At 36.4% G+C, this 24,684-nt stretch carries 24 protein-coding genes and 1 tRNA gene; 17 read left to right on the forward strand and 8 right to left on the reverse strand.

Features of this window, described 5'->3' with window-relative positions; all coding sequences use genetic code 11:
* Positions 1-115 precede the first annotated feature (115 nt).
* Positions 116-1,330 carry a hypothetical protein gene (locus OL225_RS13175; RefSeq protein WP_264518569.1) on the forward strand — a complete coding sequence of 405 codons (1,215 nt, stop codon included), beginning with the start codon at positions 116-118 and terminating at the stop codon, positions 1,328-1,330.
* 89 nt (positions 1,331-1,419) lie between these two features.
* On the opposite strand, the gene OL225_RS13180 is transcribed toward OL225_RS13175, so the two are convergent.
* A complete protein-coding gene (locus OL225_RS13180) occupies positions 1,420-3,678 on the reverse strand; it encodes a polyribonucleotide nucleotidyltransferase (protein WP_047377114.1) in 2,259 nt (752 codons plus the stop codon).
* Between the two features lie 441 nt (positions 3,679-4,119).
* On the opposite strand from OL225_RS13180, the gene OL225_RS13185 reads away from it, so the two are divergent.
* Both OL225_RS13185 and OL225_RS13190 read left to right on the forward strand, forming a co-directional pair.
* Positions 4,120-5,541 (forward strand): sugar MFS transporter, encoded by a 1,422-nt coding sequence (locus OL225_RS13185; protein WP_047377207.1) that lies wholly within the window; start codon positions 4,120-4,122, stop codon positions 5,539-5,541.
* A 118-nt stretch (positions 5,542-5,659) separates the two neighbouring features.
* On the forward strand, positions 5,660-6,019 hold the full coding sequence (locus OL225_RS13190) for a DUF4260 domain-containing protein (protein ID WP_264518570.1): 360 nt from the start codon (positions 5,660-5,662) through the stop codon (positions 6,017-6,019).
* Between the two features lie 386 nt (positions 6,020-6,405).
* On the opposite strand, the gene rpsO is transcribed toward OL225_RS13190, so the two are convergent.
* Positions 6,406-6,675, reverse strand: coding sequence for a 30S ribosomal protein S15 (gene rpsO / locus OL225_RS13195; RefSeq protein ID WP_045494446.1), 270 nt, complete (start codon positions 6,673-6,675; stop codon positions 6,406-6,408).
* A 173-nt stretch (positions 6,676-6,848) separates the two neighbouring features.
* On the opposite strand from rpsO, the gene OL225_RS13200 reads away from it, so the two are divergent.
* From OL225_RS13200 to OL225_RS13240, 9 genes are all read left to right on the forward strand, one after another.
* Positions 6,849-7,397 (forward strand): hypothetical protein, encoded by a 549-nt coding sequence (locus tag OL225_RS13200; RefSeq protein WP_047377116.1) that lies wholly within the window; start codon positions 6,849-6,851, stop codon positions 7,395-7,397.
* 266 nt (positions 7,398-7,663) lie between these two features.
* Positions 7,664-7,819: a hypothetical protein gene (locus OL225_RS13205; RefSeq protein WP_156118408.1), complete on the forward strand. Its 156-nt coding sequence runs from the start codon at positions 7,664-7,666 to the stop codon at positions 7,817-7,819.
* 161 nt (positions 7,820-7,980) lie between these two features.
* Positions 7,981-8,121, forward strand: coding sequence for a bacteriocin-like protein (locus OL225_RS13210; protein WP_156118409.1), 141 nt, complete (start codon positions 7,981-7,983; stop codon positions 8,119-8,121).
* Between the two features lie 39 nt (positions 8,122-8,160).
* Positions 8,161-8,307, forward strand: coding sequence for a bacteriocin-like protein (locus tag OL225_RS13215; protein ID WP_156118410.1), 147 nt, complete (start codon positions 8,161-8,163; stop codon positions 8,305-8,307).
* A gap of 148 nt (positions 8,308-8,455) precedes the next feature.
* A complete protein-coding gene (locus OL225_RS13220; RefSeq protein ID WP_158521347.1) occupies positions 8,456-8,605 on the forward strand; it encodes a bacteriocin-like protein in 150 nt (49 codons plus the stop codon).
* A gap of 21 nt (positions 8,606-8,626) precedes the next feature.
* Positions 8,627-8,788, forward strand: coding sequence for a hypothetical protein (locus tag OL225_RS13225; protein WP_264518571.1), 162 nt, complete (start codon positions 8,627-8,629; stop codon positions 8,786-8,788).
* Between the two features lie 163 nt (positions 8,789-8,951).
* Positions 8,952-10,274, forward strand: coding sequence for a magnesium transporter (gene mgtE / locus OL225_RS13230; RefSeq protein ID WP_047377117.1), 1,323 nt, complete (start codon positions 8,952-8,954; stop codon positions 10,272-10,274).
* 26 nt (positions 10,275-10,300) lie between these two features.
* Positions 10,301-11,041, forward strand: a complete 741-nt coding sequence (locus OL225_RS13235; protein WP_264518572.1) for an ABC transporter substrate-binding protein — start codon at positions 10,301-10,303, stop codon at positions 11,039-11,041.
* A 41-nt stretch (positions 11,042-11,082) separates the two neighbouring features.
* Entirely contained in the window at positions 11,083-11,550 is a 468-nt protein-coding gene (locus OL225_RS13240) for a cupin domain-containing protein (protein ID WP_264518573.1), read from the forward strand.
* A gap of 110 nt (positions 11,551-11,660) precedes the next feature.
* Here OL225_RS13240 and OL225_RS13245 read toward each other — a convergent pair whose 3' ends face one another.
* Together OL225_RS13245 and OL225_RS13250 are read right to left on the reverse strand one after the other, a co-directional pair.
* Complete coding sequence (locus tag OL225_RS13245; protein WP_264518574.1) at positions 11,661-12,110, reverse strand: GAF domain-containing protein; 450 nt, start codon at positions 12,108-12,110, stop codon at positions 11,661-11,663.
* Positions 12,111-12,123: 13 nt separating this feature from the next.
* Complete coding sequence (locus OL225_RS13250; protein WP_047377120.1) at positions 12,124-13,551, reverse strand: hypothetical protein; 1,428 nt, start codon at positions 13,549-13,551, stop codon at positions 12,124-12,126.
* 54 nt (positions 13,552-13,605) lie between these two features.
* Between OL225_RS13250 and OL225_RS13255 the strand changes: the two genes are divergently transcribed.
* The 3 genes from OL225_RS13255 to OL225_RS13265 all read left to right on the forward strand — a co-directional run bounded on the left by OL225_RS13255 (position 13,606) and on the right by OL225_RS13265 (position 15,836).
* Positions 13,606-14,373 carry an MBL fold metallo-hydrolase gene (locus OL225_RS13255; protein ID WP_264518575.1) on the forward strand — a complete coding sequence of 256 codons (768 nt, stop codon included), beginning with the start codon at positions 13,606-13,608 and terminating at the stop codon, positions 14,371-14,373.
* A 93-nt stretch (positions 14,374-14,466) separates the two neighbouring features.
* Positions 14,467-14,546 (forward strand) — tRNA-Leu (locus OL225_RS13260).
* Positions 14,547-14,765: 219 nt separating this feature from the next.
* A complete protein-coding gene (locus tag OL225_RS13265; RefSeq protein ID WP_264518576.1) occupies positions 14,766-15,836 on the forward strand; it encodes an acyltransferase family protein in 1,071 nt (356 codons plus the stop codon).
* Positions 15,837-15,916: 80 nt separating this feature from the next.
* On the opposite strand, the gene OL225_RS13270 is transcribed toward OL225_RS13265, so the two are convergent.
* Entirely contained in the window at positions 15,917-16,612 is a 696-nt protein-coding gene (locus OL225_RS13270; RefSeq protein WP_047377210.1) for a VIT family protein, read from the reverse strand.
* A gap of 218 nt (positions 16,613-16,830) precedes the next feature.
* On the opposite strand from OL225_RS13270, the gene lgt reads away from it, so the two are divergent.
* Complete coding sequence (gene lgt, locus OL225_RS13275) at positions 16,831-17,667, forward strand: prolipoprotein diacylglyceryl transferase (protein WP_047377122.1); 837 nt, start codon at positions 16,831-16,833, stop codon at positions 17,665-17,667.
* A gap of 78 nt (positions 17,668-17,745) precedes the next feature.
* On the opposite strand, the gene OL225_RS13280 is transcribed toward lgt, so the two are convergent.
* The gene (locus OL225_RS13280; protein ID WP_047377123.1) at positions 17,746-18,501 is read right to left on the reverse strand and encodes an SDR family oxidoreductase; all 756 of its coding nucleotides are present in this window, start codon (positions 18,499-18,501) and stop codon (positions 17,746-17,748) included.
* 736 nt (positions 18,502-19,237) lie between these two features.
* On the opposite strand from OL225_RS13280, the gene OL225_RS13285 reads away from it, so the two are divergent.
* Complete coding sequence (locus tag OL225_RS13285) at positions 19,238-19,660, forward strand: cold shock domain-containing protein (RefSeq protein WP_047377124.1); 423 nt, start codon at positions 19,238-19,240, stop codon at positions 19,658-19,660.
* Between the two features lie 445 nt (positions 19,661-20,105).
* On the opposite strand, the gene OL225_RS13290 is transcribed toward OL225_RS13285, so the two are convergent.
* Both OL225_RS13290 and OL225_RS13295 read right to left on the reverse strand, forming a co-directional pair.
* Complete coding sequence (locus OL225_RS13290) at positions 20,106-21,557, reverse strand: TolC family protein (RefSeq protein WP_264518577.1); 1,452 nt, start codon at positions 21,555-21,557, stop codon at positions 20,106-20,108.
* Positions 21,538-24,660, reverse strand: coding sequence for an efflux RND transporter permease subunit (locus OL225_RS13295; RefSeq protein WP_264518578.1), 3,123 nt, complete (start codon positions 24,658-24,660; stop codon positions 21,538-21,540). The genes OL225_RS13290 and OL225_RS13295 overlap by 20 nt, the downstream gene beginning before the upstream one ends.
* Positions 24,661-24,684: the final 24 nt, after the last annotated feature.

The following is a 24,684-nucleotide window of genomic DNA, read 5'->3' on the forward strand; positions in this document are numbered from 1 at the left end:
TTTATCATAATCGTTAAATTACTAGATCAAATTTTTAGTAACATGTACATCACATCATATCAATGAATTGGAATATTAATTTATCATCCGTAACTTTATTGAAACTATAATTTAAATGAAAACAGTAAATGTTCTAAGAATTTTTTTGGCATCACCAGGGGATGTATCAGCAGAAAGAGAAATGATTTTTGGTTTAAAAGACGATCTTGATGAACTCATTGGTAAAGACAAAGATTTGAAATTTGAGATTGTAAACTGGGAAAGAAATACTTATCCAGGTAAAGGTGAGGATGCTCAAGATGTAATAAATAAGCAAATTAATGATGAATATGACATTTTCTTAGGTATATTTTGGCAACGCTTCGGAACTCCAACTAATCGTTTCGAATCTGGAACTTTAGAAGAATATGAAAGAGCTAAAATTAAATTTGATCGTGATTCGGAAAACACACACATTTTAATGTACTTTAAAAACCAAGAAGTTAATATGTATAATTTGGATTTAGAGCAATTTAAAAAAGTTAAAGAATTTAAATCAAGAATAGCAAATGAAGATGGAGTATATTATAGTATGTTTGAAAAGACCGAAGATTTAAAGAAAACGTTACAATTAAATCTTGCTAACTTAATTAGAGATAAATTTTCTAAAGAGAAAAAGTCATCAAATAATGAAAATTCTGAATTTGAAAAAAACACTATATCTCAGAATTATGACAAATATGATTTATTAGCTCAAAAAATTGATGATGGAGAATATAGTACAGAAAATATCGATTTGTTAGAAGATATGGAAAAAGCATATAGCTCTCTACAAGACCTAACACTATCAACTAATAAAATAACAAATGTAATAGGCTTTTTTACATCAAAGACTACTGAAAAAACAAATCAATTAGAAATAATAAATCAAATCAAAGATGAAAAATTCAGACTAATTAGAGCAAAGAAGATCACCAATAATTATGCTAAAGATTTAGATAATTATTCTGTTGATTTCGAAAATTTGTTACCTGAATTTAAGACCTCCATTAGCAATGTGATAGAGTCTTATTCTGAATTAATCCTAAAAACAATTAAATCTGATCATAAAGAAATTAAAAATGAAATAATAGAAATTGTTCCATCACTTATTATCGGTATAGAGGGTGCACTAGATGGAGTTTCAAGTTTCTTGAATTCATTAATTGCGATTAGAACTCATCTTACTTCAAAGTTCAGTACTGCAAAAAGAAGAGCAGAACTTGCTACAAACAATGTTTTTAAAGAACTTATTAATGCTCGAAAGTTACTACAACAATTATTAAATGATAATTTAGGAGACTTGTCATAAATATTTCTTTTATTCTTTTCTCGCAATGACCTATAAAAAGCAAAAATCCCTCAAATTGAGGGATTTTTTATGTTTAAGAATGAATCTTATTAAGCTTCGTTAGAAGGAGTTTCGTTTTCCACTGGTCTTTCACCTTGTGGTTTTTGTCCTTCAGGTCTTCTTTGTCCCTCAGGTCTTCCCTGTCCTTCTGGTCTTCTTTGCCCTTCTGGTCTACCTTGTCCTTCTGGTCTCGGAGGTCTTGGTAAAAGAACTTTTCTTGAAAGTTTCATTTTCTTACGGTCATCATAACCCATGAACTTCACTTCTACTTCATCACCTTCAGCATAAGGAACTTTGTCAAGACGAGCCCATTCAATTTCAGAAATATGAAGAAGCCCTTCTGTACCTTTAGCAATTGCTACAAAAGCACCGAAGTCCATTACTTTTACTACTTTACCTTTGTAAACTTCTCCTACAACCGGTACGAATGTAATTTCGTTGATTTTTGCAACAGCAGCATTGATTTTCTCTCTATCTGTTCCTGCAATCTCGATACGTCCGATCTCACCAACTTCTTCAATAGCAATAACGGTATCTGTATCTTTCTGCATCTGCTGAATGATTTTTCCTCCAGGCCCGATTACAGCACCAATGAAGTCTTTAGAAATCTCCATCACCACCATTTTCGGAGCGTGAGGCTTCACGTCTGCTCTTGGTTCAGAAATAGTTTCAGTAATTTTATTTAAGATGTGTAGTCTTCCGTCTCTGGCCTGCATCAATGCTTTTTCCATGATGTCCATAGAAAGTCCCTGGATTTTAATATCCATCTGACAAGCTGTAATACCATCTGCAGTACCTGTTACTTTAAAGTCCATATCTCCAAGGTGATCTTCATCTCCTAAGATATCAGAAAGTACAGTGAATTTACCAGACTTTGCATCTGTGATCAATCCCATAGCAATACCAGAAACAGGTTTTGTAATTTGTACCCCTGCATCCATTAGTGCTAATGTTCCTGCACACACTGTTGCCATTGAAGATGAACCGTTTGATTCAAGGATATCAGAAACAATTCTGATTGTATATGGATTTTCTTCAGGGATTACAGCCTGTAATGCTCTCTGAGCAAGGTTACCGTGTCCTACTTCTCTTCTTGAAGTTCCTCTTAGAGGTCTTGCTTCACCTGTAGAGAACGGAGGGAAGTTATAATGTAAGAAGAATTTCTCGTCGTGCTGCGTAATTACGCTGTCTACCATGTTTGCATCTTTCACAGAACCTAAAGTTACTGCTGTTAAAGACTGAGTTTCACCTCTTGTAAACACTGCAGAACCGTGAGCTCCAGGAAGGTAATCAATTTCTGACCAGATTGGACGGATCGTTTGAGGATCACGGCCATCAAGACGGATATTGTCTTCAAGGATCATCTGACGCATTGCTTCTTTTTCTACGTCATGGTAATATACTTTTACGAAAGGAGTTACTCTTTCCAGTTCTTCTTCATTATCAGCGTATTGAGCAAGGAATTCTTCACGAACCGCTTTGAATTTTTCACCTCTCTCCTCTTTTCCGGATGGAGTTCTTGCTACTTCATATACTTTATCGTAAGTTTCTTTCCATACTTTTTCACGAATTTCTTCGTCATGAGTTTCGTGAGAATATTCTCTCTTAGGGAAAGCTTTTCCTACTTTTTCTGCTAATCTCTCCTGAGCTTCAATTTGCTTTTTAATTTCAGCATGACCAAAATTAATAGCTTCTAACATTTCCTGCTCAGAAATTTCTTTCATTTCTCCTTCTACCATTACGATGGAGTCTTTGGTAGCTCCAACCATGATGTCTAACTCAGAATTTTTCAATTCTTCATAGCTTGGGTTGATAGAAAGCACTCCGTCAAATCTTACAACTCTTACTTCAGACATTGGTCCGTTGAAAGGAATATCTGTAATAGCAATAGCCGCAGAAGCTGCCAAACCTGCTAAATCATCAGGAATTGTTTTTCCGTCATAAGAAATTAATGAAATCATCACCTGAACTTCAGCATGGAAATCTTCAGGGAAAAGCGGACGTAAAACTCTGTCCACCAAACGCATCGTTAAAATTTCCTGATCTGAAGGTCTTGCTTCTCTACGGAAGAAGTTTCCAGGAATTCTTCCACCTGCATAGAATTTTTCTCTGTAATCAACTGTTAATGGTAAAAAATCTACACCAGGATTTGCTTCTTTATTGGCTACAACAGTTGCTAAAAGCATTGTTCCACCCATTTTTACTACCACAGATCCGTCAGCCTGCTTGGCCAATTTCCCTGTTTCGATAGTGATTTCTCTGCCATCTGCAAGAGTAATCATTTCTGTAAACGCTTGAGGTATACTCATAAATTTGTCTTCTTAATACTCCGTATTGAGTATGAATTAATATTTAAACTCTTTAAATTTCGTGTGCAAAGGTACTATATAATAATGAAATATTAAATTTTTCAATTGCATAAATAGACTGTCAAAATACAAAAAATTGGCTATCAGTTGATGAAAGATTCAAAAAAATGTATCTGCAATTACTGTTTATTCATCATTTGTGAAAATAAAAAAGTGTTTTTTGAAGATAATGCATTGAAAAATCCTGCCGTTTTTGTATTATTGTCTCAAAAAATGAAAATAATATCTTAATGTGAAAAAAAGTATCTATTTCATTTTAAAAATTATTAAAATTATTGCAAACCAATAGGCTGATCCCTATATTTGCCCTACTTCACCAATTACAATGCTGTAGGTTTAAAAAAGTTAAGGAATTATCCTTATCCAGATAAATAAATGTTTATGATTAATAAAGAAGTACCATCGCAAAGCAGGAATTATACGGTTCCGTTGATTACCATCACCCTGCTATTTTTTATGTGGGGATTCATCACCTGTATGAATGACATTCTGATTCCCTATCTGAAACAACTTTTCAATCTTACCTTTTTCGAATCCATGCTGGTGCAGTTCTGTTTTTTCGGGGCTTACTTTATCGGATCACTGATTTATTTCCTGATCTCCATTACGAAGGGAGATCCAATCAATAAATTAGGATATAAAAAGGGGATCCTGTTCGGAATTTTTCTGGCAGCTTTCGGCTGTGTTCTGTTTTATCCGGCAGCTACTTTCTCATATTATCCGTTGTTTTTGGGAGCTTTGTTTATTTTGGGACTAGGCTTTACGGTACTTCAGATCACTGCCAATGCGTATGTTTCGTTACTGGGAAGTGAAGAATCTGCTTCCAGCCGTCTGAATATGACTCAGGCATTCAATGCATTCGGAACTACGATTGCTCCTGTGTTAGGAGGCCACCTTATTTTTGAATTTTTCTCGTCTCCGGATGGATCATTCAGTGCAGTAGCAACAAGAATTCCATATCTTATTTTTGCGGGTATTCTCCTGCTGGTAGCCTTATTGATTTCCAGAGTTAAACTTCCGTCATTCCAGATGGGGGAAGAGGAAATTGTAAAAGGTTGGGGAGCTCTTGAATTCAGCCACCTGAAATTTGGTGTATTTGCTATGTTCTGCTATGTGGGTGGAGAAGTAGCGGTGGGTAGTTTTATCATTAGTTTCCTGGAACAACCTCAGATCATGGGTTTTAATGAAATCATCAGTAAAAATTACCTTTCCATGTATTGGGGTGGAGCGATGATCGGCCGTTTTCTGGGGGCTATCTCTTTAAATCAGTCCTTAAGCCAGAGCAAAAAAGCTGTTTATATGCTGGGAGCAGCAGGAGCTGTTTTCCTTGTGATCTTCAGCATTGTAAATCTTACTTTCTCTCAGATCAGCTTTTTCCTTGTATTTATTGTTCTGAATTTCATTGCCTTTTTCATTGGTAAAGCAGCTCCGGCAAGAACATTATCCATCTTCGCAGCCATCAATGTAGTATTATTGATTTCTGCTATGGTGAATCATGGTGAACTGGCAATGTACAGCATTTTAGGGATCGGAATTTTCAACTCTATTATGTTTTCTAACATTTATACATTAGCAATTTCAGGACTTGGTAAATATACCAGTCAGGGATCTTCCTTGGTGGTAATGGCTATTCTGGGAGGCGCTATAGTCCCTATCTTCCAGGGGTATCTTGCAGATCAGTTTGGAGTACAGCACTCATTTATCATTCCTGTATTCTGCTATCTGGTTATTCTGATATTTGGTGCTTACTGTACCAAATATCTGGGTCATGTGGAAAGCACCGAAGCCAAATCAGGGCATTAAAATAAATTATATCAAAATATACAAAGCGGAATATCTCAACATATTCCGCTTTTTTTAAATCAATTCATGTAACTTTCTCCTGAAATAAGAAACCTATCCTAAACCTAATGCAATTACAATGAAAATACAGTTAAAACTTGAATACACAGCATTTCTGTTATTAGGAGCCTATGCTTTTGCCCAAACAGGATATTCATGGTGGTGGTTTGCAGGACTATTCCTTGCACCGGACATTTCAATGCTGGGATATACTGTTAATAATAAAGCAGGGGCTTTTTTCTATAATCTCTTCCATCATTTTGGAGTGGCTATCATTGTTTATTTTGCAGGAACAGCCTTATCCCTTCCCTATTTACAGATGATTGGAGCCATTTTATTTTCTCATTCCGCTTTTGACAGAATTCTGGGCTATGGATTGAAATATCCGGATAGTTTTCAGAATACGCATTTGGGGAAAATTGGGAAGAAGGCTGAGTAGGAATGTTGTAAACCTCCCCTTCAAAAATTCTTTGAATTTTCGCCCACCCTCAAGGGAGGGGAATTTTCGCTCCCTAGGTTGATATTTTTGTGAGGATTGAATTTCTGTTGATGCTTTTCTTGTTAGATTAATGTCTCTGGATTCCTATGGAATGACACAATTGTGACGATAGTCTATCCATGCAACTTCTCATTCCGTCGGAATCTAAATATTCTTTTATTATAACATGAAAATCAAAGATTTTAAGAAATTTAAGTATACTTCTCAACCATTTAGTAATTTCTTAAAGAAACTTTTGTTCTTTTACGGTTAAAAATCCCTTGTTATGTAAAAATAAAAAAGCAACCTCTTTCGAAGTTGCTTTTTATTTTGAAAATCTTTATAGATTATTTTCTTAAACCTAATGCAGCAATAATAGCTCTATATCTTGCGATATCTTTCTTTTTAAGGTAATCTAATAAACTTTTTCTCTTACCTACCAATTTCACTAGAGATCTCTCTGTGTTGAAATCGTGACGGTTAGCCTTTAAGTGCTGAGATAAGTGGTTGATTCTGAAAGTGAAAAGAGCGATTTGTCCTTCTGCGCTTCCTGTGTCCTGTGCAGATTTTCCATGTTGTGCGAAAATTTCCTGCTTTTTGTCTGTTGTTAAGTACATTCCAATATTGTTTAATGATTATTATGTAACGGGTGCAAAATTACGACTATTTTTTGATTCTGCAAACATTATTGATTTCATAAATCAAATTTGATAGAAAAAAATGTTAAAAATTTCTTAATAAATTTTATGCAATCCAACGAAAAGGCAGTAATTTTGCATTCGGATTACAAATGAAAAAAATTATATTCTTTACAGCAATTACTACTTTTTTATTTATCGGCATTACTTCGGTAAAAGCTCAGAAAGCCGCTGATGACAAAATAAAAAAAGTTCTATACTTCAATCCCGAGGTAGAGCCTGATATTGATGAGATAAAAGATCCTACCAACAATGCATTCTTTGACGCTGTTTCCGATAATTTCAGCAGCAGAAGAAATAAAATGCTCCGGGCGGAAGTTCAGGTTCCCTTTGATAGCATAGATAAGCAGACAATTGCAGATTACTGCATCAATAACGATGCTGATTTTGCGATTGTTTCCAAAGTACGCTATTTCAAAGTAGGTCTGGGAAAATATGTTTTTTCCAATCAGGTAGTTGTCAGCATGAAACTTTTTGGTTCCGACGGCAATCTTGTTACGGAAACAGACTATGACACTTACCGAAAAAATATGCGCCTGCTGGGTTCAACAGTAAACTCCATTAAAATAGGAACTGAAGGAGCCATAAAGGGAATCCTAAAAAAACTAAAAAAACTGAAGCCAACGGAAGCTGAGCTTTGAGTTTAAGGTTGGAATATAAGACTTTTGATGATCAATGGTCAATTTTGCTTCGCAAGTCAATTGTGAATTTTTGTGATGTGCCCAATGTACATACCAAACAAATTCATAATTCATAATTCATAATTCATAATTCATAATTCATAATTCATAATTCATAATTCATAATTCATAATTCTTTTATAGACGTCATCCTGCAGATTATCTACATGTATATCAACACTTTGAACACTTTCATTAGTTTAGTTTTATCTTAAATCTAAATGATTATGAAAAATTCAAATTTAAAAAGACTGAGCAGAAACAGTCAGAAAGAAGTCTTAGGAAGTATTGTACGTCTTCAGAAATGTCAATATCATTTTGAATGTCCGGGTGGATCATGCTGTCACAGAGTATGTGTAGCTTATCCATGTCCTGAATTATAAATATTTTCATGTTAAATAAAGCACTTGTTTATACTTATAAACAGGTGCTTTTTAATGCAAAACACTTTATAAACAACTGATTAACAATTAAATATTTTCACCAAATAAGGAATTAATAAATATTTTTTACTATTTTAGTTCAATATTAAAATTTAAATCTCATGAAAAATCTAAAGAAACTCAGCCGGGAAAAATCTAAGCAAATCAATGGAGGATCCATTGAAAGATGCAGTGACAGTAATCCATGTGCCGTAGGATATTGCTGCTATGGCATTTGCTCACCATTCATCTGTCTTGAATAAAAATATAAAACTTAACTAACTCACATAAAATCAAATTTCATGAAAAATCTAAAAAAACTCAGCAGACAAGTACAAAAGGAAATTAAAGGCAGCGGGCCTTTCAAAAGATGTACGGAACATTACGAATGTCCGGGCGGATCATGTTGTCATAACATCTGCGTTCTAAATCCATGTCCCCTGGAATAATATATGATCATTACAGACACCTGCACTTGTAGGTGTTTTTTTATTTAAAAAAATAAATAAAATATTGATTTATAGTAAAATATTTTCACCACAAAATGAATAATATAAAAATATTTACTATTTTAGTTTCACATTAAATCCAAACTATATGAAAAACTTAAAGAAACTCAGCAGAGAAGCTGCAAAACAAATCAATGGTGGTATCGGCCCCTTCAGATGCAGTATAACAAGACCATGTTCTGTGGGATATTGCTGCAATGGAGAATGTCTTGATCATGACTGTCCGATAGAGCCTTAATCTTAACTATATTTGATCACCATGAAGAATTCAAATCTTAAGAGGCTGAACAGGCTGGAGCAAAAAAATATTAAAGGAAGCGGAGTAAAAAAGTGTGGTGACAATTCTGATTGCGGACCATACCAATGCTGTACAAACGCTGTCTGTACATACATTCCTACTTCAGAATGTGAACCAATTTAAAGAATATTGGAATTTTAAATTTAATTTTTGACATCCGTTCCGACGGGTGTTTTTTTGCTCTTATACTGAAGCACTAAACTTTAATTAATCCTTAATTTTCCCAGTTTATTGCTTAGTCTTAAAAATTTGAATTATTTTTGCATATCCAAAAAAAATTCACGTTTTGAATTCTAGAGACGAACTTATCTTCAACCCTGCCGATATTGCCGAAACTCTCAGCGAACTTCCTGCTGATGAGAGGCTGCTTGCGTTCCTGAAGGTTCCGAAAGAGTACAAAGCAGAAGTTTTTTCACACCTTGACCCTGATTTTCAAGAAGATACCATCAGAAGTATCGGAAGCGATGAGGTTTCTGAAATTCTGAATGCAATGACTCCGGATGACAGGACCGCTCTTTTCGAGGACTTCCCGGATGAGCTTATCAAATATTCCATCAATCATCTTAACCCGCAGGAAAGAAGAATTGCTTTAAAGCTTCTTGGCTACAACTCAGATTCTATTGCCCGTCTGATGACTCCTTATTATATTCAGATCCGTAAGGAATGGACGGTAAAAAGGTGTCTTCAGCAGATCAAAAAGGTAGGAAAAAGAGTGGAAACCATGAACTATCTATATGTGGTGGATGAAAGAAACCGCCTGATTGATGACCTTGCTATCGGAACTTTACTGTTGGAAGAGGAAGACACGCTGGTTTCTGATATCACAGACAATCATTTCGTGGCGATTACCACTACAACTTCCAAAGAAGACGCGGTGACTTATTTCGAAAAGTATGACCGTGGCGCTCTTCCCATTATTACGGAAGCCGGTGTGCTGGTAGGAATTGTAACGATTGATGATATCCTCGATCAGATTGAACAACAGAATACGGAAGATATTCAGAAGTTCGGGGGATTGGAAGCATTGGATCTTCCCTATACACAGACCTCATGGACTGAAATGATCAAAAAAAGGGCAACCTGGCTGATCATCTTATTCGTTTCGGAAATGCTGACAGCTTCTGCAATGGGCTATTTTGATAAAGAAATTGAGAAAGCTGTTGTGCTGGCCTTATTTGTTCCGTTGATTATTTCCAGTGGAGGAAATTCCGGATCGCAGGCAGCAACGTTGATTATTCGTGCAATGGCGCTTCAGGAGATCAGTCTTAAGGACTGGTGGTATGTCATGAAAAAGGAAATTATCTCCGGATTATGTCTTGGAGCTATTTTGGGAGTAATTGGTTTTATAAGAATTATGCTTTGGCAGCAGATTGGTCTTTTTGATTATGGCCAATATTGGGTTTATGTCGGATTAAGTGTTTCTGTTTCCCTGATTGCCATTGTATTGTGGGGAACACTATCCGGTTCTATGATCCCGTTTGTCTTAAAGAAATTAAATCTTGACCCAGCTACCTCTTCTGCTCCTTTTGTAGCAACATTGGTGGATGTTACAGGACTTATTATCTATTTTACTGTAGCCGGACTTTTCTTAACCGGAAAACTTTTGTAATTTTAGGCATCATCTAACATGCCAATATGAAAATCGTCTCACTTGTACCCTCTATTACTGAGGCTTTATTTGACCTTGGACTCACCGAAAATGAAGTGATCGGGAGAACAAAATTCTGCATTCACCCTCAGGATAAAATAAAAAATGTATCAGTAATCGGCGGGACCAAAAATATCAATATTGAGAAAATAAAAATGCTGCAGCCGGATCTCATTCTTGCCAATAAGGAAGAGAATGTAAAAGATCAGGTAGAAGCTTTGATGGATGACTTCAAGGTAATGGTCACCAATGTAGAAACGATTGAGGACAATTATTACCTGCTTAAAAGTCTTGGAAAACTTTTCGGAAAGGAAGAAAGAGCCCAGCTTTTTAATCTTAAAATATATGAAATCCTGAGCCAGGCCAAGCTGGAAACACCTGTGAAAGCAGCCTATCTTATCTGGAAGAACCCTTATATGACCATTGGTTCAGATACGTTTATTCATAGGATTTTATCAGAGATTGGCTTTGAGAATATTTTCAAGGATAAAACCCGTTACCCTCAAATTACGACTGAAGATCTTGCAGATGCAGATGTCATCATGCTTTCTTCTGAACCGTTTCCGTTTAAAGAAAAACATATTGAAGAACTGCAGGCTTTCTTTCCTGATAAAAAGATAATGATCGTAGATGGTGAAGCATTTTCCTGGTATGGAACTCATATTGCGAAATGTGAAAATTATTTTAAAGACCTTCTTGCTGAAATTCACCTGATGCAGCAAAGCTAATTTTTTGACCATCAACTTTAAACCTTAAACTTTAAACTCACATGTCTGATACAGTTATATTATCTGAAGGAGCAGAATTCGATCACATTATTCGGGAAGTTTCAAAATACATCAATCTTTACGTAATGGCATTTGAAAAGAATGAACGCACCATTACACAAATGGATAAACGTGAGAATATGTATGGTGGAAACGGAACTGTATATATGCTGCAGATGTTTGATCAGAAGGAATTAGCTCATAATCGTCTGGCTGCTTATATGGTTTTGTTGAATAAAGGTGATGAATCCGGATTTCATACGCATAATCAAAGAAATGAGCAGGAACTGTACGTAGTAGTGCATGGAACCGGAGAATATCGTGAAAGAGCTGGTGTTGAGGGGCCTATACGAAAGAAAATTCTTCAGAAAGGAGATATTACGGCTATTAATTCTATAGGTTACCATTCTATTGAAAATACGGGAGATGAGCCTTTAATCATGTTTGTTATTACCACTTATAATCTATAGTTTATGAATAGTAAGGCCGGGAATCTCCGGTTGTATACTCTATTTCAAAACTCATAAAAAACTCCGACTATAAAAGCCGGAGTCTATATTATATTCGGATTGAAATTCAATTACAAAACTTTAGAAACTTCGTTACAAAGCCATTCTAATAATTCGCGGTCCTCATTGGTGAAAGGATCTACTGTATGGGAATCAATATCAATCTGTCCGACATTTTTTCCGTCTTTAAAGATAGGAACTACAATCTCAGCTTTTGTATCAATAGAGCAGCTTAAATAATTGCTTTCTTCGTTCACATCAGGAACTACAAATGTTTCATTGGAAACCGCAACCTGTCCGCAAATTCCTTTACCGTAAGGAATAATGGTATGATCTGTTGGTGCTCCTACATAAGGGCCTAAAATTAATTCTTCCTTATCTCCGTTTTTGAAATAGAAACCTGTCCAGTTGAAGTAAGAGATTTCCTGATCCAACAAGTGACAAACTTTTTCAAGTTTTTCTTCTGTATTATGTTTAGGACTTTCAAGAATTGAGGAAAGTCTTTTCTTTAATTCTGACATTGTATATATTTTTTTAAGAGAATTGTTTTAGGGAAAGCTCTTCTTTATATCCGAACATTCCGCGCTCTTTAATCATTTCTGCTACACCTTCAGGAACCTGAGTTTCCCAGCCTTTCACACAACATGCTATTTTTCTCAATATTTCTCTTGAATAGATTTCCAGAAACTCCGGATTATAGTTCGTAATATCTACAATACGATTGTTGTGTTTGAAATATTTATATAGTTCTTTCAGGTTTTCTTCTACTTTCAGGTTTGAAGAATCCAGCAACTGATGCGTTTCAGGATCTTTATAAGGATACAGATATACTCTCATCCCGTTTCTGAAAAATTTTCCGAACGCTTCAAGGATTCCGCCAGACATATTTTTATAGTATTTCTCGTCAAATACCATCAACAGGTTATTTACTCCCATTGCTACTCCAATATCCCCGCTTGTATAAGATGCAAAATAATCAATCAGTCTGTAGTATTCAGAGAAATTGGAGATAATAACAGTGTATCCCAGTTTAGCAAGAATATCAACCCTGTCAAGGAAATCTCTTTCATCAATATCTCCGTCTGCTCTCAAATTGGAAATGGTGATCTCGATAAGAACTTCTGTTTCTTCATGGGTACAGATAGCATCTTTGAAAAACATATCCATCCCATTTTTAAGCATATCAATGTTTACTTTCGTTACTGGTCTGAAGCTTCCTCTTACCGCGAAAATATTTTTCTTGTACAATACATCTGCCGGAAGCATATTGCTGCCCTGAGAATTGAAAATCACGGCATCGGTCATTCCATTTTTAACCAACTGAAGAGACATCAGCCTGTTGTCAACATAAGCAAAAGCAGGCCCGCTGAAATCAATCATATCAATTTCCAGGTTGTCTTTTGCAATATCATCGTATAAGGATTCTACTAAAGTTCTTGGATTGTCAAAATAATTGAAAGCCCCGAAAATAAGATTTACCCCCAGATTTCCTAAGGTTTCCTGCTGAAGGGTAGCATCATTTTCTTTGAATTTTACGTGAATCACGATTTCATTGTAATCTTCATTTTCTTTAGTCTGAAAACGAATTCCCACCCAGCCGTGGCCTTTTACCGTTTTGTCAAAATTGATGGTTGTTACCGTATTGGCATAAGAAAAGAATTTTCTGTCGGGATTATTATCTCTTGAAATTCTCTCTTCAATCAAAGCTACTTCATACCGAAGCATTTTGCGAAGCCTGTTCTGGGTAACGTACCTGTTTTTTACTTCCTTTCCGTAGATGGCATCACTAAAATCTTTGTCATAAGCAGACATCGCCTTAGCAATCGTACCGGAAGCTCCCCCTGCTCTAAAAAAGTGGCGAACAGTCTCCTGCCCTGCTCCAATTTCTGCGAAAGTACCATAAATAGTAGGATCTAGATTAATTGTTAATGCTTTTTGTTTAGGAGTTAGTTTCTGATACATTAGGACATGAAATTTTTTGTAAATTTACCAAAATTAAACCAACCTCAAAACAAAATGAAGTTGAAATTTTTAGGAACCGGTACTTCACAAGGTGTACCCGTTATAGGCTGTACATGTGAAGTGTGTACTTCTGAAAATCCCAAAGACAATCGTTTGCGTTCTTCCGTGATGGTTACTACGGAAGAAAATAAAAAAATACTGATCGACTGCGGTCCGGATTTCAGACAGCAAATGCTTACCAACCACGAACATACCGTAGATATTGCGTTGATAACTCATGAACATAATGACCATGTAATCGGGCTTGATGATATGCGGCCATTGATTTTTAAGAGTGGAAAAGATGTTCCTCTTTACTGCTACTCAAGAGTTGCTCATGAAATAAAAAACAGATTTCCTTATGCTTTTGCTGATGTAAGATATCCCGGAGCACCCGCTTTTGAACTTCATGAAATTGAAAATAAACCTTTCCAGGTACTTGATACGGAAATCACTCCTGTAGAAGTGATTCACTATAAAATCACTGTCTTCGGATACAAATTTAAAAACCTGGCCTACATTACAGATGCCGGATTCATTTCTGAAACAGAAAAGGAAAAACTGAAGAATCTGGATGTGCTGATCTTAAACTGTATCAGAAAATTTGACCCCCATCCTGCCCATTTTATTCTTCCGGATGTTATCAAACTATTTGAAGAGCTAAAACCAAAGAAATTATTTTTAACACACATCAGTCATCATTTAGGACTGCATGATACTGAAGATAAGCAGCTTCCACCCGGAATGCACCTTGCCTACGATGGTTTGGAACTCAACTTTTAAAAATTTTTCTTCAAAAAGCTTTTGAACATTGAAAAAAGTTCCTATATTTGCACACCAATTTGAAACAAACATCATGTTTGCAGTAAACATCAAGCCCAGGTGGCGGAATTGGTAGACGCGCTGGTCTCAAACACCAGTTCTTAGGAGTACCGGTTCGATCCCGGTCCTGGGTACAAAAAACCTCTGAAATCATTTGATTTTCAGAGGTTTTTAATTTTAAGGGTAGCCAAAAGGAAAACCTTTTACACTCCTCTATTCTTTTCGTAATTAATAATTCTTCAATTCTATCAATCACAAGTTCATACAATAACCAGATTTATTAATAAAAGTTAAGAGTAACATTATTTTTTCACGGCTTCGTATTTTACTTTACTTTTGCGGAAAATATTTTTATGAAGATAAGATTTGAGTTTCTTGACGGGATCAGAGGAATTTCAGCATTATGGGTCGTTTTGTATCATTCTTTATTATTTAATGGCTATTCTACCGCTCACGATATTAAATGGTCTAATGACCTTATTCTACACTTTATACAAAAATCTACATCAATTGGTCATTTAGCAGTATCTATATTTATCGTTCTTTCCGGTTTTTGTCTTGCCATTCCGGTAGTTAACAATAACATGGAAATCAAAGGAGGGTTCAAAAGATACATTAGCAGAAGAGCTAAAAGATTAATCCCGCCATATTATGTTGCTTTATTATTATCAGGATTAATGATCTTATTGTTCCCTTTATTACAAACAGCACAAAATACAGCCTGGGATAGTAAAATACCTGTCACTTTGGGGTCGGTTATCAGCCATATCGGGTTAGTTCATAATTTAGATTCTTCATGGATTTATAAGATCAATGGAGCTCATTGGTCCATAGCTACAGAATGGCAGATTTATTGGCTTTTTCCTCTCATGCTTATATTTTGGAAAAGAATTAATATGTATGTATCATTTATTCTATTCGTTATATTGGCATTATTGCTAAAAAAGCTGATTCCGATGGCGAAACCTGAATTTATAATTCTATTTTTCATGGGAGTTATATGTTGCTATCTATCATTTAAAAGAGCAACAATCAATAAATTTTTAATTCCGTCAGCGGTAACTCTTTTCATAGGAAGTTTAGTAGTATTCGCGTTGTTAGATATTAACGGTTTTTTAATGATATTGATTACAGGGGTAACTTTCTCTTTTTTACTGTATGCATTAGTCACTTATAAAAAATTAACAGGAAAAACAATTGTGATTCTGGAAAACAAGCCATTAGAATTTTTAGGAAAAATATCTTACAGTTTATATCTTATACACGGTCCGTTCCTTGCATTAATAAACCTTTATTTATTAAAAAACTTTGAACTCACAAACGATGCCCGGCAATGGGTTATCTTTGGATTTATTTTCATTTTTATAATCCCTGTAACAACTATTTTTTATCATCTGGTTGAAAAGAGATTTCTAAATAAGTAATAATTATCTTCAATTAAATAATACAAAAGACCATCTGCGTTTTGCAGATGGTCTTTTGTATAGCTCAGACAGAAATATTTTTACGCTACATTGACTCCGAAAATGTGTCCTACAAATGCTGTAATTCCCATTGCAACGGTTCCCCAGAAACAAATCCTTAATACCGCCACTTTAATGCTGGAACCTCCCGCTCTTGCAGAGATTGCTCCCAAAAGCATTAAAAATATAATTGAAAATCCGTATTGAAAATATACCATTTGCTTAAGAGGTGCCAAAAGAGAAACGCTAAACGGCAATAAAGCACCCACTGCAAAAGAACTGAATGAAGCCATCGCGGCCTGCAGTGGTTTCGCCTGTGTTATTTCATTAATGCCTAATTCATCACGGGCGTGTGCTCCCAATGCATCATGTTCTGTAAGTTCAATGGCTACCTGCATCGCTGTTTCTTTGGTACAGCCACGTTGTTCATACACTTTGGCAAGTTCCCTAAGTTCTATTTCAGGCATTTGTTCAAGTTCACGTTTTTCACGAAGTAAATCTGCTTTCTCCGTATCTTCCTGTGAACTCACGGAAACATATTCTCCCGCTGCCATAGACATAGCCCCGGCAATCATACCCGCCAGCGCCGCAAGAATAATGATATGCCGGTCTGGTTCAGCAGCGGCAACCCCGATGACAATACTTGTAGTGGATAACAAGCCGTCATTCGCTCCCAATACGGCTGCCCGAAGCCAGCCTACCCTGTTTACATAATGTTTTTCCAACTGATGATGCATAGCTTTTTGTTTTGGTGGTACGTTAAAGTTACCAAATGTTTCATCAAGAATCATTTTAAATTATGTTCATTCTTATCACAGGTAACGACCTATTCTCCTTAGAAATATAATTTTATCTCTTGTACGAAATCCATCCATAGCATTCTGAAAATCAAATTGAAAAATCCAGGAATACGGCCATTCAGTTCAGAAATTCCTAATTTCTTATCTTTGCAGGAATGAATTTATTATATATCAACTGGGATGTCAATCCCGAAATCGTCAATATCTTAGGATTTCCTTTAAAATATTACGGACTCCTATTTCTTGCAGGACTTGTTTTATGTTTAAATATTTTAAAACGTATTTATAAAAAAGAAGGCCTTAGTTCGCAGGCTCATGAAGCTTTATTCTCTTATGCATTGATAGGAATTCTATTGGGTGCCAGACTGGGACATTGTCTTTTTTATGATTTCGATTATTATTCCCAGCACCCGCTTGAAATATTGCTGCCGATTCAGAAAGGAGTGGACGGAACTTACCACTTTACAGGATTTGCAGGACTTGCCAGCCATGGTGGTGGTATTGGGTTGGTGATCATGCTTCTTATCTATGCAAGAAAGTTTTCTATTCCATTCATGACGATTTTAGATGCTATAGCGATTGTACTTCCGTTGGGTGGTACTTTTATAAGGCTGGCCAATCTTATGAATTCTGAAATCATTGGAATTCCTACGGATGTTCCATGGGCTTTTATATTCCGTCAGGTAGATGATCTTCCGAGACACCCAGCCCAGCTTTATGAAGCTATTTCTTATTTTATTATTTTCCTTTCTGTGTATTTCATTTATAAGAAAAACATATTTAAAATCGGAAAAGGATTTTATTTCGGAATCAGTATTCTGTTGATTTTCATCATGAGAATTCTGATCGAGTTCATCAAGGTAGACCAGGTAGAATTTGAGCACGGAATGAGCCTGAATATGGGACAGCTGCTGAGTATTCCTTTTGTTCTTCTCGGTTTATTCTTTATCATCAAAAGTATATTGGAAAAAGGAAAGGTAAAAACCACTTAATTTCCTGATTTCTTCTACAATAAAAACTCACTGAAAGCTGTTTTCAGTGAGTTTATTTTTTATGGATTATCTGATAGATTATCTGGTTGTATATCCTCCGTTAGCAAAAATGGTCTGCCCGGTAATCCACCAGCCTTCTGTTACCAGAAATTCTACCAGCGGAGCAATATCTTTAATATCTGTAAGCCCTCCCAATGCTGATGCTGATTTATGGTAAGCCACAGCATCATCAGTTTCCTGTCCATAGAAGAAAGGAGTATCCATTGGTCCAGGTGCTACAGCAGTTACCGAAATTCCTCTTGCTCCGAATTCTTTGGAAGCCGCTCTTGTAAAATGCTCTACCGGTGCTTTTGCTCCTGCATAAGTAGAATACAGACCTGTATAAGCAGCCAGCAATGAAGTAACAATAGTACAGATTTTTCCCTGATCGTTCAGCTTTTTACCAGCTTCCTGCAAAAAGAAGTAAGCTGATTTTGAGTTGACATTAAACATGGTATCATATTCTTCTTCTGTAGTTTCAGCAAATGGCTTTTTAAGTACCATTCCTACAGTATTAATCGCAATATCAATCCCTCCGAAACGGGAAATTGCTTCATCAAAGAATTTTGTAATATTATCTACTTTGGTAAGATCTCCCTGAAACAAAAATGCTTCTGCTCCTAATGCCTGTACCTCAGCAAGTGTTTTTTCGCTATCTGCTTTTGAGCTTTCACTGTTGTAATGTATTGCCAGTTTTGCGCCTTTCGCTGCAAAATCTCTACTTAAAAGTCCTCCCAGGTTTTTTCCCCCTCCGGCAATTAAAACAACTTTTCCTTTTACATTTTGTGTTGACATTGATTTTATATTTAAATGTTAATGAAGCAAAGATGGATAATAAAAATGGCCTCAACATGGTGAAGTTTTCGGGAATTGTATTAAATTCAACAGGGTTATCAGCTGTTTTTCTGATTCTAATTTTAAAATAAGAGAGAAATATTTATATTTTTTATATAAACAATATTTTTTAATAGAGTACTATTTACCAACCAGATATGACTTGATATAACCCTTTTACATTAAACAAAGCAATATAATTCACTATTACGCATCAATTTTAGGCATAACATTTGATGCTTTTCCAGCCATATTATACACCACTTCATTTTTATAATATATTTTTTTACAATCCTCAGTATTCTGGGGATTTTTTTTATGCCCTTGTTTTAGCTCTTATTATCGTCTTACACTCAGACTATAAAGTATACCGACAGAGGTTCCGTAAAAACCATTTCTGATAATCAATCATTTAAAACCTGATAATTCATTTTATTGTTGTATATTTGTACATTAAATAACCAAGTCAATACTTTGTTTTCTGTAACGACCTGAATATTTTTTATTCAGTCTTTGCTTTTTGAGCAGCCATATTTTAAACTTTTATTCTTCTACTAAGAACAATACTTGTCGGAATTTTAAAGCTCTGTATGATTGGGATAATCCAAAACAGAAAACATAGCCAGGCTTTATAGGGGTCTAAAACAGACCAGATTGAACCAATTAATTTATAGAAACTAAATACTAAAAATAATTTATGGCAGATTCTTTTTCTAAAAAGGAAAATTTCAAGAAAAAAATTCAAAAGCAAAAAGAAAAAGCGCTAAGACGCGAAGAACGTAAAACTAACAACAACAAAGGAGCGGAGGATGTTTTCATGTATGTAGACGAATTCGGAAGATTAACTTCTACTCCACCTGAACAAAGACAGGAAGTGAACCTTGATGATATTCAACTGGGTGCTGCTCCTATTATTGAGGAAGATCCAAGAAAAACAGGAATTGTTACTTTCCTTAGTGAAAAAGGATATGGTTTCATCACTGAAGATAACTCTAAAGAAAATATCTTCTTCCACAACAACAACTGTGCAGAACCGGTAAAAAAAGGAAACAAAGTATCTTTTGAAAAAGAAAAGTCTCCTAAAGGATTCTCTGCTGTTGAAATTCATCTTGTTAAATAATACTTACGCATAAAACATTCTGCTATATACAGCTATGTTTTAAAAAATACAGAAAGAGACTGCCCTTTGGACAGTCTCTTTTTTTAATCATATAAAATATCTCAACTTATTAAAGTTAGATTCTCACGCATACAAATGAGGTGACCATCTGTAAACTCAGGATCCCAACATTCAATTTTACACCATTGTCATTGACTACCTCGAATCTTTGATTTCTGACGAAAGAAGAATCTCATATAAAGCTTAGATTCTTCATTTCACTGCGTTAGTCATAATAATTAAGATAGCAGGATTAATGTAAAAATGTATATAATTACCATTATTTGTCAGATGATAAATATCCTGGAATTATTTCAATACTGATTACGGAAATCCGTAGAACAGGATAAAAAATAAAAGAAGCTGCCTAAAAGACAGCTTCCTTCATCGTAAAAAAAAGTAAAAATCAATCCAGTTTCCCTCCCAGTGCTTTAAACAGCAGGACGTTATTTCTGGTATTCTGGTGCTGGAACTGCAATAAATCCAATTCAGCAGTCAATTTGCTCTTCTGAGAGTTAATCAGTTCAAAATAATTGGCATATCCTGTCAGATACAGATCGTTGGAAACCTCTACACCACGGTCAAGGAAACCTACTTCTTCTGATTTAAGCTTCAAAACACGTTCATAGATCTTAGTCTGTTTCAGAATCGATTGAAGCTCGTTAAAAGCAGTCGTAATACTTTTCTGATAGTTTAAAAAAGCAATTTCCTGCTCTTTGCTTGCTACTTTAAATTCGTATTTCAGCTGTCCTTTATTGAAAACAGGAACCATCAACCCTCCCAACAACTGCCCTGCCAGAGAACTTGGTTTAAAGAAGGTCTCTACAGAAAAAGAATTCATTCCGAAACCTGCACCAAGATCAATTTTAGGATAAAAAGCGGCTCTCGCAGCCTTGGCATCAGCCTGAGAAGCTTCTAAAACATAATAATTAGCAGCAACATCCGGCCTGGAATGGATGACTCCTTCCACATTAATGGTTTTATTTAATACTTCCATATTGGTAGGCATTAATATTTTTCCACGTTTTACATCTCCGCCGTAGCTTCCTGTCAACGTGGTAATAGCCTGTTCTACCGTAACTATTTCTACCCTTATATGTTCGATCTCAGCCAGCCAGTTGTTATTCTGTGCTTTGAACTGCTGTACAGCCAATTCTGTTGCCTTTCCTACTTCACGCTGTGCCAGAACAATTTCAAATGCTCTCTGCTGAAGGTTGTAATTCTTCTGGTAAATAGCAAGACGATTGTCTAAAGCTACCAACTGGTAATACAGATTAGCAATATCAGTAAAAAGCTCTACCTGCAACAGTCTCAGCCCTTCTGTGGAGGCCAGATATTTCTTCTGGGCAGCAATTTTTTTGTTTTTCAGCTTGCCCCACGCATCAATTTCCCAGCTGCTTCTTGCTCCCAGCCAGTAATTAGGAGTAAAATTTCTGTTAATCTTCTGATCTTCCGTAATATTGGGAGAAAGGTTAGTATCATAGTTCCCTACTCCTTCCATCGTATATTTTCCATATCGGTTTCCGGAAGCCTCCACCCCTACTTCAAGGGAAGGCAATAAATCCATTTTTGATCTTTGAAGAAAACTATTCGCAATTTCCACTCTTTGCTGGGCAATCTGGAAATCAGGATTGGCCTGAACCACTTTATCAAAAAGTTCAAGCAGCTGCGGATCTATAAAGTAAGCCTTCAGGTTGATCTGCTGAAATTCATCCGAAGTTTTATTTTTATCTGTTTTGATAATTTCAATCGGTAGTTCCTGGGCTTTTTTCAACTCGGTTACTTTGGGAACAGCACATGAAATAAGGCTCAGTGATGCTATTCCATACAATATATTTCTATGATTTAATCTTTTCATCTTTCTTCTTATTTTCAAGTTTTGCAAAGAATATATACAGTCCCGGAATCACGACCAATCCGAAGATGGTTCCGATTAACATTCCTCCAGCTGCAGCGGTACCAATGGAACGGTTCCCGATAGCTCCGGCTCCTGATGCAATACATAGAGGAATAAGTCCTGCCACAAATGCAAAAGAAGTCATCAGAATAGGTCTCAGACGCTGTCTTGCCCCTTCAATAGCTGCCGGGATGATATCATAGCCCTGTTTATTTCTTGCTACTGCAAATTCCACGATCAGAATCGCATTTTTAGCCAAAAGTCCGATCAGCATCACCAATGCTACCTGTGCATAAATATTGTTATCCAATCCCATTGCTACCAATGCGATATAGGAACCGAAAATTCCTGTAGGAAGACTCAATAATACAGGCATTGGAAGAAGAAAGCTTTCATATTGTGCCGCCAGTAAAAGATAAACGAACAGCAGGCAGATCGCGAAGATATAAACTGTCTGGTTTCCTGATAAGATCTCTTCTCTTGTCATCCCCGACCATTCAACATCAAACCCTCTTGGCAGTGTCTCTTTGGCAACACGTTCTACAGCAGCAATGGCATCTCCGGAGCTGTAGCCGTCAGCAGGTTCTCCATTGATCATTGCAGACATGTACATATTGTACCTCGTCAGTACTTCAGGACCATATACCTTTTCGATAGTGATGAATGTGGAGAACGGAACCATTTCACCTTTATCATTTTTTAAATATAAATTCAGAATGCTTTCCGGGGTATCTCTGTGCTCCGGACTTGCCTGCACCATCACTTTATACATCTGGCTGAAACGGATAAAATTCGTAGCATAATAAGATCCCAGCATCGTCTGTAATGTAGACATCGCGTTATCTACAGAAATTCCTTTTTTCGCTGCCATATCATAATCCACATTAATCATATATTGCGGGAAAGTGGCATCAAAACTGGTAAAGCTGTTTTGTAACTCAGGAGCTTCATTTAGTTTTTTAACAAAATCCTTAGTGATTTTATCTGTATTCTCAATGGTTCCTCCGGTTCTGTCCAGCAAACGAAGTTCAAAACCACTTGTATTACCGAATCCGGGAACTGTAGGTGGTGCAAAGATCTCAATCTGGGCATCTGCTATGCTTTTTGTTTTATCAGAAAGCTCTGCGATCAGATCATTCACTGAAATATTTCTTTCTTTCCAGTCTTTAAGATTGATCATCGCCATTCCATAAGATGAACCTGCAATTTCTGTTACAATACTGTATCCCGCAAGCGTGGTCACATTTTCTACTCCATTAATCTTTTTGGCAATAACCGTAACTTCATCCAATACTTTTTCAGTCCTTTCTACCGTTGCTCCCTGTGGAGTTGTTACACTTACATAGACCATTCCCTGATCTTCCATCGGAATAAACCCTGTTGGCAGGAATTTGCTGGTTACAAAAGTCAATCCCACAAATAAAAACAGCAGCCCGAAAGTAACGGTAGTCCTCGTAGCAAATTTTGATAAAATACCTACATACCCATTGGTCAGTCTTTCAAAGCCTGTATTGAAACTCTGGAAAGCTCTGTCGATGATGGTCTTCTTTTTATCATGATTATGGGGTTTTAAAATGATAGCACAAAGCGCTGGGGTAAGCGTCAATGCATTCACTCCGGAAATCACAATACTGATAGCCAATGTCAATGAAAACTGGCGATAAAATACTCCTACCGGGCCATCAAGGAACGCTACAGGAATAAATACAGCAGACATTACAATCGTAATCGCAACTACAGCTCCTGCAATTTCTTTGGTAGCACTGATGGTAGCATCCATCGCATTCATTCCTTCTTCCATTTTCACGTGGACGGCTTCAACAACGACAATAGCATTGTCGACTACGATTCCGATCGCAAGAACCAATGCAAAAAGCGTTAAGAGGTTCACTGAGAAGTCCAGCATATTCATGAAGGCAAAAGTTCCTACCAATGCTACCGGTACAGCCAATACAGGGATTAAAGTGGAACGCCAGTCCTGAAGGAAGATAAATACGACAATTCCTACCAGAATAAAAGCTTCAATAAGGGTTGTCAATACCGCACTGATGGAAGCATCCAAAAATCTGGAAACATCATAAGCCATATTATATTCCATTCCGGGGGGAAAGGAAGTGACTTTTAATTCTTCCATTTTTGCCTTTACGCTTTCAATAACCTCTGAAGCATTGGAACCGGGGCGTTGTTTCATCATGATGGAAGCGGATGGTCTTCCGTCTGTTTTGGAAACCATTCCGTAGTTCATCGCTCCGAATTCAACTTTAGCAATATCTTTAAGTTTTAAAATTGTTCCGTCAACATCCGATCTGATGGGAACTTCTTCATATTGTTTAGGCTCAAAAAACTTTCCTTTATATTTGATGACATACTGAAGCTGGCTGGAGGTTTTTCCAGATGTTTCTCCCACTTTTCCTGGTGCTGCGGAAATATTCTGCTTTTGCAGGGAAGTGATCACTTCATCTGCAGAAATACTGTAAGCTGCCATTTTCTGCGGATCCAGCCATACTCTCATTGAGTATTCTTTCTGTCCCATAATCTCAGCACGCCCTACTCCGTCAATACGTTTTAGCTCCTGAAGGACATTAATATCTGTAAAGTTATAGATAAACTGCTCATCCTGGCTTGGATCTGTACTTGTGATATTGAGGTACATCAGCATACTGTTCACCTCTTTTTCAGTGGTAACTCCGGCCCTGATCACCTCTTCAGGAAGTTCGTCAAGAATGGTTGTTACCCTATTCTGAACGTTTACCGCTGCTACATCAGGATCTGTTCCCACTTCAAAGAACACCTGAATAAGGGTAAGACCATCATTTGAAGTAACCGTAGACATATATGTCATTCCCGGCACTCCATTGATCGCCCTTTCCAGAGGCAGCGCTACTGCATTGGCAGATACTTCGGCATTAGCTCCTGTATATTTTGCCGTAACGGTTACTGAAGGAGGTACAATATCCGGGAACTGGGTAATCGGCATCTTTAACAACGCCATAATTCCCAGCAGTACAAATAATATGGAAATAACCAACGAAAGAACTTTTCGTCTTATAAACATTTCTACCATAGTAAATAGATTTAAAGATTATGA

Source organism: Chryseobacterium viscerum (assembly GCF_025949665.1).
GTDB classification, from domain to species: domain Bacteria; phylum Bacteroidota; class Bacteroidia; order Flavobacteriales; family Weeksellaceae; genus Chryseobacterium; species Chryseobacterium viscerum_A.